Here is a 15,554-nt window from a genome sequence, read left to right as displayed (position 1 = left end):
CCTATCATTTCAATAGTTTTACTTTTCTAGCCGACACCATACACTTCTCACCATTACTCATCGTTAACTCACGATTTTTCTGATCGATTGTCATGATATTTCGTTTATTCACTACATAAGATTTGTGAATACGTACAAAATCCTCTGCCAAGTTTTCTATCTCATTAAGACTACCGTACAGCTCAATCCAACTATTCTCTAAATGTAGTTTCAGTTTATGTGAATTGTCTGTTGTTTCAAAAAACATTACATCATTTAAATCAAATACCCGAATTTGATTATTGATTTTTAGTTTTATTCTATCCACTTCGTTTATCGTAACTGACGTATGATACTCATTCACTCGCTGTAAGCATTCTTGAACTTTTTTCTGAATAGACTCTGGTTCGTCTTTTGCAATAAAATCCATTGCTTCTACTTTATAAGTAAACGTGAGTGTCATTAACTCACTGTGTGTTGTGATAAACACTATCCGGCTGTATATATCCTTTTTTCGAATAGATGCACCTAACTCGACACCATTCATCTCTTGACCTAAATCAATATCTAGAAAATAAAGTCCGCGTACATCTCTATGCTCATCTACATACTGTAATAAATCATTCGGACTATCTGTTGATAGAACAATTTCCATGTCATAGTCTTCAATCATTACATATTTTTTGATGATATCTTCTAAACGGTGTCGTTGTATCGCGTCATCTTCGCAAATAAATATGGGGACCATCTATTTACCTCCTGAGTTGATGATTATTTTTTGGATAAAGTGTTTGTCTGTCATAGATGTTTCTAACATGAGGTATTTTTCTCGTTTACTCAATTCTCTTAAATTTGATAAACCAAGTCCTCTGTTGTCACCTTTAGTTGAAAATCCTTCGACTTCTAATTGATGCAGAGATAGAGTGTTATCCCTAATCGGATTTTTTATGACAAATAAATAATCATCATCTAATGAAAACAAACCAACTTCTATTTTTCCATCTGGTATATGAACGACTTCCTCTATACTATTATCAAATAGTATGCCTATCATCCTTATGAGTACCACAAAATCCACTGGCAAATTATTTGGTATGACATCTGGCACTTCCATTTGAACTAATACACCTTGGTCTTTTGCAAGCAACATTTTGATTGCCAGAATACTTTTTAATTCATCAGACTTAATATTTGAAAGTTCTTTAAAGTTAAAAGAGTTTGTGTCCAGTCGTTCCTGTGTTGGTCTAATAACCTCTTGATAGTAGTGAGATAGTTTATCCATATCTTGTAACTGAATAAAGTAATCCAATGAAGATAGAATATTAACATAGTCATGTTTAAATTTTCTGATTTCATTGTACTGTCTTGTCGTTTCTTTCGCGTATTCGTTCATGTACTTCATTTCTAATGCTTGCTTTTCGACTTCTAGCCTAAGTTCTTGACTATTTGATATAGATTGCATAGACGTATAAATCAATACAGCAAACGCCATAATAATGATGATACTGACGAGAACTGGTACCTCTGTCCCAACATAATATCTGTATATTTCATATGACTCTGATCCTACATAAAGCATTAATAAACAACCAACCGTGACTTTTTCTTTTTTTCTAGATTGAATGAACGGAATAACTTTATCTCTTACTAGTACACTTACCACATAGATAAGAAGGTACAAAAATAGTTCTGAAATTATCAGTCCTATATCCATACTCCATCCAAAATAGCGAAACAAGCGAACGATTTTTATGGTTAAATCTGATAAAACTATGGGAATTAAAAAGGACGCCAAAACAATGATTGCTGACAAAAACACGTGATTATCTTTTTGTGATTTGACAGTCAACAGATATAGTAAAAAAAAGAAAAGTAAACGATCAAAAAACTGGTACGTCACAGCTGTCATTCCTATTGCCATAATCATCCCTATTATAAACAATAACAGTGGGATAATTTTTTTATTTTTTAAAATAGATTTATTAATCACTAAGTAAGAAAACGATATATTTAATAGCGTTGATATTTGAAGAAAATAAACCATGATTATCACCTCACTGGCCAGTTGTTTAGTTTGATTACTTTTATTTTATCACATGTTTCCTACAAAAAAGAAAAAAGCCAAGAGCAGTTGCTCCTAGCTTTTAGTTTCTAAATTGTGCGTCATATAATTTTTTATATGCTCCTTGTTTTTGCATTAATTCTTCATGTGTGCCACTTTCAACGATACCTGTTGTATCAACGACAACAATGCGAGTCGCATCTTTAATTGTCGCTAAACGGTGTGCGATGATTAGAGTCGTGCGTCCTTTAGCCAGTGAACCTAGTGACTCTTGAATCACTTGCTCTGTTTCAGTATCAAGGGCTGATGTGGCTTCATCTAAAATTAAAATAGATGGATTCTTTAAAAACATACGAGCAATCGCCACACGTTGTTTCTGTCCGCCTGATAGCCTCACACCACGTTCACCAATTACTGTGTTTAATCCATCAGGTAAGCCCTCTATGACTTGTTCTAAATGAGCGAGTTTCACGGCCTCTAACACATCTTCTTCTGTTGCATCTAATTTTCCATATAAAATATTTTCCTTAAGTGTTCCAGGAAATAAAAAGACATCTTGTTGGACTAATCCAATTTGTTCACGCAATGATTTTAATGTAACGTCTTGAATGTTTTGCCCATCAATCAAAATATCACCACTATCAATATCATAAAAGCGTGGTAATAAATGGCATAAGGTCGTTTTTCCTGCTCCACTTGGCCCAACAAAAGCCACTGTTTCACCTGATTTTATATCTAAAGATAAGTTATCAAATACTTGCGTGCCATCACTGTAGCTAAATGAAACATCTCTGTATTCAATGTTTCCTGTCACTGGTTTTAAGTCCACTGCCGTGTCACTATCTTGGATAGAAGGCTCTTTGTCAATTTCTTCAACAAATCGCTTGAATCCGGCAAACCCTTTTGGATAACTCTCAATCATAGTATTGATTTTCTCAATTGGTCTAGCAAACACATTTGATAACAAGATAAACCCAACGAAATTCCCATTGGTTATGTCCCCACGTATCGTGTAGTAAGACCCAAATAATAAAGCAAATAAATTAATTAAACGAATCATCAAATAATTATATGATGAACTCACTGCCATTGTTTTATAAAAAGCTAACTTTGATTTGCGATACAATTCATTTAATCCAGCAAAACGAGTGACTTCATGTTCTTCATTGGCAAAAGCTTGTGTCACTCGAATCCCACTCACACTGGCTTCAATCCCTGCGTTAAACTCGCCTAGATTTTCATAAATCGTCGTATTAACTTTTGTCATTTTTTTATTGAAAAAAACTAATGCAATTGTGATAAACGGTACCATCACAGCTGTTGCAAACGCTAATTGTGCATGGATTTGATACATTAATAAAAATGACCCTACAAGCGTCATAATCGTGATGAACACATCTTCTGGTCCATGATGCGCTAACTCTGAAATTTCAAATAAATCACTCGTTAAACGTGTCATCAACTTTCCTGTTTTCTGGTTGTCATAATAGTCGTAAGGTTGTTTTTGCAAATGCGTAAACAACTCATTACGCATATCCGTTTCGATATTAACCCCTAACTTATGTCCAAAATAAACCACGACATACTGTAATACCGTATTAATTATATAAAACCCAAATAATGCCGCACTCACTAATAAAATCAATCGGATATTTTTCAGTGGCATAATTTTGTCAATCACTTGATTAACAATCACTGGAAATGATAATTCAAGTAATGCTGCGATAATCGCACATGTAAAATCGATAATAAACAATGTTTTATACGGTCGATAATACGAAAAGAATCGTTTTACCATCTAACTCCTCCTAAATAAATACTGTAAAAATAAACTATATCATACAAAAAGAAAAACATGAAAGAGTGACCTTTCATGTTAATCCTCATCACCAATGGCTAAAATATGTTTAATATCATCCATTGTCATTGATGACAATTCTGGTGCATCTTCTGAATGAAGGACTTTTTGAAACAGGGCTTTTTTTTCTAATTGAAGTTGATTCATTCGCTCTTCAATGGTGCCTTCCGCTAATAATCGCCATACTTCTACTTTTTTTGTTTGACCGATACGATGAGCTCGACCTGTTGCTTGTTCTTCAACGGCTGGATTCCACCATAAATCATATAAAATGACCGTGTCTGCTCCTGTAAGGTTTAATCCTGTTCCACCGGCTTTAAGTGAAATCAAGAAAACATCTTTTTCGCCACGATTAAATCTCTCAACCAATTCTTGACGCTCTTTAACCGGTGTGCTACCACGCAAGTAAAATGTACCGACGTCTCTTTTTGCTAACTCATCTTCTAAAATGCTTAGCATTCCAGTAAATTGAGAAAACAGCAACACACGTCTTCCGTTGCTCTTAGCTTGTTCAATTAAATCAAGAGCTTGGTCTAGCTTCCCAGAGCCACCTTGGTAATCATCAATGAATAATCCTGGATGACAACAAATTTGGCGCAAACGAGTAATGCCGGCTAAAATCGACATACGTTGTTTGTTAAAATCTTTTTCGTTTAATTGTGACATTGATTCTTGAATTTGTTTTAAATAAGCCACGTACACGGTTTTTTGTTCCTCTGTTAATTGAGAATATCGATCTGTTTCCACTTTATCTGGTAAATCTTGCAAGACTTCTTTTTTCACTCGACGTAATACAAAAGGCTTAATCATTGTGGCGATTTCAGTTGTTTCAAGCTGCTTAAATCGACGTTTTGGTGGGAAAAATCCCGGCATCAATAATTTAAATAATGACCATAATTCTTCTAATCTATTTTCAATCGGTGTCCCACTTAACGCAAATACGCGATCTGATTTTAACCCAGAGATTGATTGGAACGTTTTTGTTGCCGAATTTTTCACCATTTGTGCTTCATCTAAAATCACACTGTGACAATCAATTTTTCTAAATTCTGTACTATCTTGACGTAACGTTGAATAAGAAATAATCGCCACATCAACATCATCAAGTGACGCAATTTGTGCGTTTCTCTCTTCTTTCCCACCGATAATCAACTTAGATTTTAAGCTTGGTGCAAATTTTTCTAATTCAAGTTTCCAGTTATACAACAAACTAGCTGGAGCTACGATGACACTTGGTTTTGTCAACTCACCATCTTCTTTTTCTGAAAGTAAATACGCAATAGTCTGAATGGTTTTACCCAACCCCATATCATCAGCCAAAATGCCGCCAAAGTGATATTTACTAAGTGTTTTAAACCACTTAAAGCCTGTTAACTGATAGTCACGTAACGTGGCATTTAATTTCGTCGGTAAGGAAACTTCAACTTTTTCAGGATGGGTCAACTCGTCAACCATCGTTTCAAAGTAATCACTCGTCTCAACATCCGATAACTGTGTCATAGCTTCACTCAATACTAAACTACGATAAGTTGGGACTTCTAAACGATTACCATCTAGACGAATATCTTCACGCAACAAGCGTAGCATTTGATTGGTTTCTTTATATGCCTCATCATCAAGCATCAACACCTGACCATTACGTAGCTGATGGTACTCTTTGTTCTGCATTAAACTACTTAATACGTCATTGACTTCTGTTTCATCAACAGATGAAATATCAAATTGGATATCAAACCATGACCCATTTTCAATAATACGAGCTTTTGGTTGATGCTCATCTGCTGTTAAATACAAGACTTTAATATCATCTGAAAGATGAACGGTCGTATATTTTTCAAACGTTGGAATTTCTCTTGTGAAGAAGTAAAAACGTTCCAAATCATTTGGAAAAGTTTTGCTATATTTTTGTGCATAAGTCCCATACCCATAATGACGTAATAATGTCAGTAACCGTTCCTCTTGTACTTTATCACGTAACACGGCTCCTTCTTCACCGATGGACGTGCTGTATTTTGGATCATTTGAAAAGACATAATCACCGTAACAAAAATCAACGCGTACTACTAATGAGTCCTCTTCTTTGTGGAAGTACAACTTAATATCTAATGGATATCGTAATACCTCATCATCTAATGATTCGGGTAATTCAAAGTCGCATAACAATGCTAGTTGAGGTAAAACATACGAAAAGAGTGAACTCACCTGATCTTTGGTGTAATAAATCGTGGGCTTATCCAATCTTTTTAACATTTGATTTAATACTTGATAACTTGATGCTTGTTCCTCAGTTAATTCGTAAAAACCATCTGTTCCAACAAGCCATTGGTATTCCTCTAAAAACACGATGAATGGATCAATAATCGTTAACTCATAGTCAGACAATCCAACTGGTGAGAGCGTTACTGTCAAAGGAATTTTCCCTTGATGAATGACCGCTCGTTTCACTTGAGACCCCAACCCTTTAATCATAAATGATTTATCATGTTTAAATTCATCGAATAATTGGCTGGCTACTTGCCTATTTAAAATTAAATATCGACGATCAATCACCGATTTAGCTTGCAAGCGACTATTAACAACTAATGTTTGTTGTTCTTTCATAGCCAACATACTACGAATCAATGCATTATCTTCTGAATTAAATGCAGTTGCTCCGACTTTCCAATTAATCGTGCTAATCCGCAGTTCCCTGTCTTGTTTGTATGCTTCTAAAAATTCATCCATATTTTTTACAACATACGTTTTATTTGGTGTATCTCGTCTTCCGATTCTTAAATGGAGTCCTAAAACGGATTGTTCATCATGATACTCAGACGTTGGGACAATGTCTATTCCATATGTTAAAAACAAATCATCTGTTTGTCTAATCAGCTTTCTAAGTTCTGCTTCTTGCAGTCGTTCAAATCCTTTTGTAAAAACAACAGCTGGCGAGATAACTTTTGGTACATCTGTTTCTTTTAATTCCGTACGAGGAATAAATCGTGATACCCCTTGTTCACGCATTGCAAGTTCTACTGCTACTGTGTGCTTGCAATAACCATGTTGTTCCCAATACATACACTGGCATACATCATCTTCTTTAGCTGTTCCGTCTAGTTCAACATAAAGCATGTCACTTCCGATGACTTCAGCGTACCATACACGTCTTTCTAGATTTTTAGACCAAGAGACAACCCTGCCTTCTTTGGCACACTCCCGTCCTTCTTCTATTACTTTTTCCGGTATGGACCACTTCATTTTACCACTCCTTACGTGAATTCTAGCTGTGGTGTCGCATGACTTCGATTGTCTTTAGACACGGATATTTTTAATTGTTGTGGGATTCTTTCTTTTAATTCATTAACATGAGAAATAATGCCAATCAATCGATTACTCTCACCCATTGTTTCAAGCGCACGAATCGCTGTTTCAAGTGCTTCCTCATCTAGCGAGCCAAACCCTTCGTCAACAAACATCGCATCAATTTTCACACCGCCTGCTTCACTTTGAATCACTTCAGCTAGTGCCAATGCTAATGTAAGAGACGCAATAAAACTCTCGCCACCTGACAGAGTATTAACTCCTCTTAGTTGTCCCACGTTGTCATCAAAAATATCAATTTCTAAACCTGTTTTTTTCTTCGAGGATTGTTTGGCATCTCTTAACGCAAAGGTATATCGACCTCTTGTGAGTTTTTTCAATGTGTGGTTTGCAACGGCCAAAATTTTACGCAGATAACTTTGCAACACATATCGCTCAATGCTTAATTTATTGTCACTATCTCCATTTAACACATCTGATAACACACTCAGCTCATACAATACTTGCATATCTTCCTTGATATCTGTCATCAATGTCTGAATCGTTTGAATTGTTTTATTGTTATTCTCCAATTTAATTTCTTGTTGACGTTTATCATCTACCACTTGTTCATACTTTTGGTTTGCTACTTGATATAGTTCCTCTAATTTTGTTAAATCTGGTTTGTCTGCTTCTTTGGTTTTATCTTTCAAGCTCGACAACGTTTCTTTTAATGAGTAAATTTCTTTTTCAAATTGAGCGATGGTTTCTTCATACCTTGTTTTATTTTCTTTATCGGCTAAGATAGTTTGAAGCATCTCTTCATCCCACTGATAGTCGGATAAAAAGGTTGTTTTACTTTTTCCAAGTTCAGTTAATTCATTTTGTTGGACTTGTTTGTTATGTTCTAATTCCTCTAGCCTTGTTTGTAATTTCGTTTTATCAGTCATCATCTCAGATAATGATTTGTCACATTGTTTGCTTTCTTCATACCAAGTATCAATTTGGTGCTTGATTGTTTTCTGTTCTTTTTTCGCGTCTTCAAAAGAAGTGATATCTGTTCCTATACGTTTTTTCAATTCATCATCACTATGTTGACACAATCGTTTTTCTTCTTTGATTTGCTGGATAGTAACCTGACTTTCACTTCGTTTTTTATCAAGCTGACCTAACTCAGCTTTAGCTTGTTCCAACTCTGTTTGTTTGACTTCAAGTTCTGTTAGCTGTTGTGTATAATCACTCACTTGTTGAGTGGTTGTTTTAACTTGTTTAGTCACTGTTTCTAACCAATGTGTCTTATCTATCTCTGCTATATTAGTTGATATTTTCTCTGATAAACTGGTTTGTTTGGCTACTAAACTAGTTACCTTATCTTGTGTCGCATCTTTTTGTGCTTGTAGATGACTGATATCTTGAACTAACTGCTCTTCTTTTGTTGTGAGAACTTCTATTTCCTGTTCTAAGACATCAAATTCTTCTTTGGATAGTTGTGTTACATGAGCAGGTTCCGGATGATCAATCGCGCCACAAACTGGACAAGGTTCACCGTCTATCAAATCTAAACTCAATCTAGCAATTTGACCTCGTGCCCACGAATCTTTTTTCTCTACTAATTTAAGCTTTAAGTCCTCTAATTCTTTTTGTCGTAACAACATTGTCTCTTCATGTTTTTCATACTCTTTTTTTAAAGACTCTTCTTCACCAAGATAAGTTTGAAAAGATGTCACATCATCTAATAATACTGTTTCTTTCACTTGTGTTTCTTTTAAGTTAGTCAGTTCCTTATATAAAAAAGGAATAGTATCTACTGCTTGTTGTAACTCATCTTGGCTTTGCTTAGCTTTTTCAACATGTGTTTCAAGCTCTTTTAATTCAACTGCTTGTTTTTCTTCTTCTGTGACCAACTCTGCTAGTTTTTTAGCTAACTGTGCTTCTTCTTCAAATAATGGCAGACGTTCTTCTAGCTTCACCAAATAAGTTTCAAGCTCTTTTATCGTTGTTTCTTGATTGTCTAGTGCTTGTTTCTTATCAACTAATTCTTTATGATGTTTTTCTACCTCATGAAGCTCTGTTTTGGTTATCGTTTGTTGTTGCTCCTGTTCATCTAGCTTTGTCTGAGAAGTGCTGATATCAATCAGTACTTTTTCTAATGGTTCTAATTGAGAAAAACGTGTCATACGTTGTTTCAAGTCATTGATTTTCTCTGTTTCAAGCAATCGTTTCTCTAGCATTTTTTCGGTTTCTTCTTTTTCGACAAATAATTTTTCTAACGCTCGAGCTACTTCTAATCTAGCAAGTTGGTCATCCCGTTCTTTCTTAACTAGCGTTACGTTATCATTTAAATCCGCAATGTGTTGCTCTTTTTTTTGTTTTTGTTCATCATATAACGCTAATTTTTCTTCGATTGTCCTATCACCTGACACAGTTTCTAGGAACTCTTCATCCCATTCGACTTGTTCAAAGAGCGTTTGTAATTTTTGTTGTTCTTTCTTTAACTCGTTAGACTGTTCTTTTTTCTTATCTTTAAGCTTTCTAGCGATTTCTTGATACTTAGAGGTATCAAATAACTGGCGTAAGACAGCTTCTTTATTGTCACTATCAGATTGTAGAAACCGTTGAAAATCACCTTGTGGCAACATCACGATTTGTGAAAATTGTTTTGCACTAAGTTGTAATAACTCTTGGATATGAATGTTAACATCCATTTGTTTTGTATACTGTGCTTCTTCTTTCCCCTCTTTATCAAAAATCGTCAAAACTGATTTGGCTTTCTCTAATTTCTCTCCCTCACCACGTAATCTTCTTCGTAACTGCTCCGGCTCACGAACAATATGATACGTTTTTTTGTCATGTTCAAACACAAATGTTACGCGTGTCACATCATCAATCGTCGAAAAGTTTGACCGCATTTCTTTTGCTTCACGAGCGTCACCTGATGTATTTCCGTATAATGCATAACTCATCGCATCAAACAGAGTTGTCTTCCCAGAACCTGTTTTACCTGAAATTAAAAACAATGATTGTGCGTAAAAAGAAGAAAAATCAATCGTCTCATCTTCATATGGTCCAAAATATTCTAACGTTAATGTTAAAGGCTTCATGATTTCCCTCCTATTTTTCTTTCTCTACACCAATCAATACTTCTTCTAACCAGTCATGTTGCTTTGTGGTTAGAGATTCATCGGTCACGTCTTCAAAGTAGTTTGCGATGACTTCTTTTGGGGAGACTTTTTTTATCTCGATATCGTCATAGCGCTCATCTGTGATATCTTTTTGTTCGCTGATACGTTCTAAACTAATCATTCGTGGATAAATTTGTCTAAGTTCTGATAAAGCATTTGGCACACTCGTTTTATCAGTTAACTCAACCGCAATATAATTTTCACGATTTACGTCTTGGTAGAACTCATAATCTGTTAATTCTGAAAATTCGCCACGTAAAAGGGCCACATCTCGTAAAGGTGCTATTGGGATAAACTGACTTTCTACGCCGTCATCTTTTAGTGTCACTACACGGACACCTTTATCCTGATTTCTCTCAGATAATGAGTATTTCAATAATGACCCACTGTATTTAATCGACGCTTGATTATTCAATGCATTTTTATCATGCAAATGCCCTAATGCCACATAGTCAAACAGCTCAAACATATCAGCTGGCACACTAGAAAGCCCTCCTACTTCAAGTGGTGTCTCAGACTCACTTTTACACGCGCCAGTCACAAAAAAGTGGCTAACTAGCACATGGTATTTATCCGGTAAAAATAATGATTTTGCTTCTGTCATGAGACGTTCCATAACAAGTGGAATAGTCACTAGTGTATCGTCATTAAAATACAATCTTGCATGAACAGGCTCAATGTAAGGCAGTAAAAAGAACTGTGTATCACCTACCACAACAGGAGAGAAAAATTGTTCCAACTGTGTGTATAAATAAAATTGCTCTTTTTCTAGCCAAGGAGATCCTGTTGATAATCTTGTCGCACTGTCATGATTGCCTGAAATGGCTAAGACAGGAAATTTATGCACCAGATTCATCTCAATCATCATCGTATTTAACAACTCAACTGCCTCAACAGACGGCATCGAGCGATCGTATAAATCTCCTGCGACAACAATCGCATCGACATCTTGTTCTGTCGCAACCTGTAGCATTTTTTCAAATGCATCTCGTTGTTCTTCTAGTAGACTGAATCCATTCAATTTACGTCCTATATGCCAATCAGCTGTATGTAAAAATTTCATCGTATTCCTCCAAAAAAGGTCTTCTCTCCATTATAACAAACTTTAATCAGATTGTTTAATGGATTCCTTATCTTGACCTACTTACTTTTTTTAACGAAAAAATTTTCTCACATTTCATAAATTCTACAGACTTTTTTAAGCTAACTTTAAGGGGCTCACGTTAAACTATGTTTATAGTTAATTAATACAACTTAATTATTTTGTGGGTGAACGAGGTGTTTTGACTCATTGAGATTTAACAGACAGTTCATTCTCTATCCTTTGAGGTGTAGGTTCGAATCCTACCATCCACGTTATTTCTTTTCCCCCAAAAAGAAATAAATAGCTAAATAAATTTTTTATTTTTTCCTTCCTTCTCTCATCATTTTATGGTGAGAGTTTTTTATTTTTTACGATCATATTAGTCTTATTTTAGTATTTCTGTTAACTTCTTTGTATACATATTTTTGAACAAAACGACTAGGAACTTACACTATGCTATCGTAGCAACTAAAGAAAAGAGGCTTTTACTCCATCCTAAAGGGCGAAACATTCCCATTTTCTCCAGAACCCGAAAAATCTGCACTTAGCGTAGTTGAAATGTACAAAATTTCATCAACTATTATAAAAAAAGAATTCAACAAAAATACGACTACCTTTCTCCCATTGAATATCGGAAAAAAGTAATCGCGTAGGTATTTTTATTCGTATCTCATTTTACAGGCACTGCCTTTATAGGTTTGTATAACTTCTTTTCATTTATTTTCTATTTTGGGTAAAATTCTAGGTTTTCCCCATTAGTTTCAATCACTTTTTTATACCAATAAAATGATTTTTTCTTATATCGCTTTAATGATCCTTTACCTTCATCATCCTTATCGACATAAACATAACCATATCTCTTACTCATTTGTCCTGTAGAAGCACTAATTAAATCTATACATCCCCATGAGGTATATCCTATTAGTTCAACTCCATCTTTTACAATAGCATCTCTCATAACAGCTATATGTCTAGACAAATATTCAATTCGATAGTCATCATCAATACTCCCATCCCCATTTAATTTATCTTTTGCTCCCAAACCATTTTCTACAATGAATAGCGGTTTTTCATAACGCTCATACAAAGCATTTAGTGTCGTTCTTAATCCTAGAGGATCAATCTGCCACCCCCATTCACTTGTTTCTAAATATTTATTCCTCAATGAATGAATGACATTTCCTGATGTTTTTTCCCCTACATTTTCATCAGCACTTGTCAATCTAGATGAATAATAACTAAAAGAAACAAAGTCTACTGGATATTTTTTCAAGATTGCTTCATCTTCAGGCTCAGTTTTTATTTCAATGTTTAATTCTTGCAATTTTTTCTTAGCATAATTCGGATATTTACCTCGTACTTGAATATCTCCAAAAAAGAAGATATCTCTATTCTTATCCAAAGCATCAAAAACATCTTCTGGTTTACTAGAATAAGGATAATATTGACCCGCGGCTAACATACATCCTATTTGATTATTTGAATCAATTTCATGAGCCATTTTAGTAGCTAGGGCAGAAGCAACAAGTTCATTATGTGCAACTTGATATTTAACTTCCATTTGATTTTCATTTTCACTAAAAACTATACCTGCCCCCATAAATGGTAGATGAAAAAGCATATTAATTTCATTAAATGTAATCCAATATTTCACTTTCCCTTTAAAATAATTAAATAACGTTTTACAATATTTCAAATAAAATTGAATTACCTCGCGATTTCTCCATGATCCATACTGTTCAATGAGATTTAAAGGTATATCAAAATGACAAATTGTAACTAACGGTTCTATATTGTTTTTATTTAGTTTATCTATAATTTTTTCATAAAACTTTAACCCTTCTGTATTAGGTGTTTTTTCTGTTCCTAATGGAAATATTCTACTCCAGGAAATAGAAAATCGGTACACTCGAAATCCCATTTCTATCATATAGTCAATATCTTCTTCCCAATGACTATAACCATCAACTGCTACTCTACCAGGGTATTCAGTACTTTCATCCAATTTTTTATAGTCTAGTTTTCCTGACATCACATCATATCTATCTTTACCCGATGGTAGGACATCCACAAGTGCAGGTCCTTTCCCCCCTTGATTGTATCCACCTTCATATTGATTGGCTGCAGTTGCTCCTCCCCATAAAAATTCATCTGGAAATATATTATAATTACTCATTTACAGAAACCTCCATCATCAAATCTCCACTATCTATACTAGAACTATAACATTCTTTTAATTCGGTTTTATTATTTAAGTTAGTAAAAATAACAGGCGTTGTTATTTCTAATCCATTAGATTTGATTTCATTTAAATTAACATTAACCAATGGCATACCTATATCTACTTTATCTCCTGTTTTTACTAATACATCAAAAGGCTTACCTTCCAATTTTACTGTGTCCAATCCTATATGAATAAGGATTTCTAACCCCGTATCAGTTTTTAATCCTATTGCGTGTTTTGTATCGAATATCATTTCTACAATCCCTTTTACTGGTGAAACAAAATGACCATCAGATGGAACTATTGCAATACCTGGTCCCATCACTCCACTTGAAAAAACACCATCACTTACTTCTGAAAGTGAAATTATTTTACCACTGACAGGAGCATAAATTTTTGTATCATCATATACTTGAATTACTTCATTGTCTATATCAGTTTCCAAATCATCAAGTTCTTTTTCTATGGATTTATCATCTTTAAACAGTATGTAAGAAATTATAAATGCTACCACAAAAGCAATTAATGAACCTAAACAAGCAAATAATAAATTGCTAAACCCATCTTCTCCTATATAAACGGGTAATGTCATTAAACCTGGAGACCCTGTTGCAAATCTCCGAACTCTAAAAATACCAACAAATAATCCTCCCACTGCTCCTCCAATCATAGATGCGTATAAAGGTGTTTTAAATCTAACGTTTATACCAAATAATGCTGGCTCTGTGATACCACAAATAGCTGTAATTCCTGATGAAATTCCTAACTCTTTAATTGTTTTATCCTTACTCTTCAATCCTACTGCAAAAGCAGCTCCACCTTGCGCAATATTAGATGCAAGGTTTCCTGGTCCTACCATAGCGTCTGAACCTAATGACATTATATTATTTGCTCCAATTGGAATAATACCGTAATGAGTTCCCGTTAAAACAAGTAATGGGAAGAAACCGCCCAATAGCATAGGAACTAGCCAACTTACATGTTCATCTACAAATGTGATTCCTGATGCGATACCGTTTCCTATAATAAACCCAATTGGTCCTAACACTATCAGAGTAATAATTGATGTCACCAATATAGTTATTAATGGAACGGTAAAAAATTTAATCATTTTTGGAGAGTATTTATCAGCAAATTTTTCTACATAAGACATCAACCAGATTGCTAAAATAATAGGGACAACCGATGAAGCATAACTTGCATTATATACTGGTAACATAGTAAATTTGATTGCTTCACCTGATTCTTTTGCGGTTGTTACCATAGCAATGAATGTTGGATGTAATAAAACTCCACCTATCATCATCGCTAAATATGGATTACATTTAAATTTTTTTGCTGCTGAATTCGCTAAAAGAATAGGTAAAAAGTAAAAGCCTGCATCTGCTATAAAATTAATAATTTGATAAGTTTGTCCTGTATTATCAACCCACTTAAATGCGACAAACAAAGCTAACACTGCTTTTATCATCCCAGAAGCTGTAATAGCAGGTAGTATAGGTGTAAATATACTAGAAATCATTTCTATAAAACGAGTTCCTAAGCCTTTTTTCTGTTGAGAAGTTTCATTGGTTACTTCATTAGGTGTCAGTTGAGGAGATATTTCATTATAAATACGTCTTACTTCACTACCAATTATAACTTGATATTGCCCTCCGCCAATTGCAATTCCCATGACTTCAGGAATTTTTTCTAACGCTTCCTTATTAGCAACGCTATCATCTTTTAAATTAAATCTTAGTCTGGTTGCACAATGAGTAAGACTATTTATATTACTAACACCTCCAACACCCGCTATAACTTTGTTTGATACTTCTTTATAGTTCATTCTAATCATCCTTTCAAAATAAATAAAAAGACCTAAGACCACTTTAAAAAGTGAACTT

The 15,554-nt window shown here is 34.5% G+C and carries 9 protein-coding genes; 1 reads left to right on the top strand and 8 read right to left on the bottom strand.

What is annotated here, in order from left to right; all coding sequences use genetic code 11:
• Positions 1-4: 4 nt before the first annotated feature.
• The 6 genes from BW731_RS06820 to BW731_RS06795 form a co-directional block, all read right to left on the bottom strand.
• The gene (locus BW731_RS06820) at positions 5-727 is read right to left on the bottom strand and encodes a LytR/AlgR family response regulator transcription factor (RefSeq protein ID WP_079346785.1); all 723 of its coding nucleotides are present in this window, start codon (positions 725-727) and stop codon (positions 5-7) included.
• Complete coding sequence (locus tag BW731_RS06815; protein ID WP_079346783.1) at positions 728-2,023, bottom strand: sensor histidine kinase; 1,296 nt, start codon at positions 2,021-2,023, stop codon at positions 728-730.
• Positions 2,024-2,123: 100 nt separating this feature from the next.
• The gene (locus BW731_RS06810) at positions 2,124-3,839 is read right to left on the bottom strand and encodes an ABC transporter ATP-binding protein (RefSeq protein ID WP_079346781.1); all 1,716 of its coding nucleotides are present in this window, start codon (positions 3,837-3,839) and stop codon (positions 2,124-2,126) included.
• 78 nt (positions 3,840-3,917) lie between these two features.
• A complete protein-coding gene (locus BW731_RS06805; protein ID WP_079346778.1) occupies positions 3,918-7,136 on the bottom strand; it encodes a DEAD/DEAH box helicase in 3,219 nt (1,072 codons plus the stop codon).
• Positions 7,137-7,147: 11 nt separating this feature from the next.
• Complete coding sequence (locus tag BW731_RS06800) at positions 7,148-10,279, bottom strand: AAA family ATPase (RefSeq protein ID WP_079346775.1); 3,132 nt, start codon at positions 10,277-10,279, stop codon at positions 7,148-7,150.
• 10 nt (positions 10,280-10,289) lie between these two features.
• Entirely contained in the window at positions 10,290-11,423 is a 1,134-nt protein-coding gene (locus BW731_RS06795; RefSeq protein WP_079346774.1) for an exonuclease SbcCD subunit D, read from the bottom strand.
• 593 nt (positions 11,424-12,016) lie between these two features.
• Here BW731_RS06795 and BW731_RS13075 point away from each other — a divergent pair.
• Entirely contained in the window at positions 12,017-12,097 is an 81-nt protein-coding gene (locus tag BW731_RS13075) for a hypothetical protein (RefSeq protein WP_408645968.1), read from the top strand.
• A 71-nt stretch (positions 12,098-12,168) separates the two neighbouring features.
• Here BW731_RS13075 and BW731_RS06790 read toward each other — a convergent pair whose 3' ends face one another.
• Both BW731_RS06790 and BW731_RS06785 read right to left on the bottom strand, forming a co-directional pair.
• Complete coding sequence (locus BW731_RS06790; protein WP_079346772.1) at positions 12,169-13,620, bottom strand: 6-phospho-beta-glucosidase; 1,452 nt, start codon at positions 13,618-13,620, stop codon at positions 12,169-12,171.
• Positions 13,613-15,496: a beta-glucoside-specific PTS transporter subunit IIABC gene (locus BW731_RS06785; RefSeq protein WP_079346771.1), complete on the bottom strand. Its 1,884-nt coding sequence runs from the start codon at positions 15,494-15,496 to the stop codon at positions 13,613-13,615. Before BW731_RS06785 ends, BW731_RS06790 begins: the two co-directional genes overlap by 8 nt.
• Positions 15,497-15,554: the final 58 nt, after the last annotated feature.

This window comes from Vagococcus martis (assembly GCF_002026305.1).
GTDB classification, from domain to species: Bacteria; Bacillota; Bacilli; order Lactobacillales; family Vagococcaceae; genus Vagococcus; species Vagococcus martis.
The sequence above is the reverse complement of the archived record's forward strand: the minus strand, read 5'-3'. Positions and strand labels throughout refer to the sequence as shown.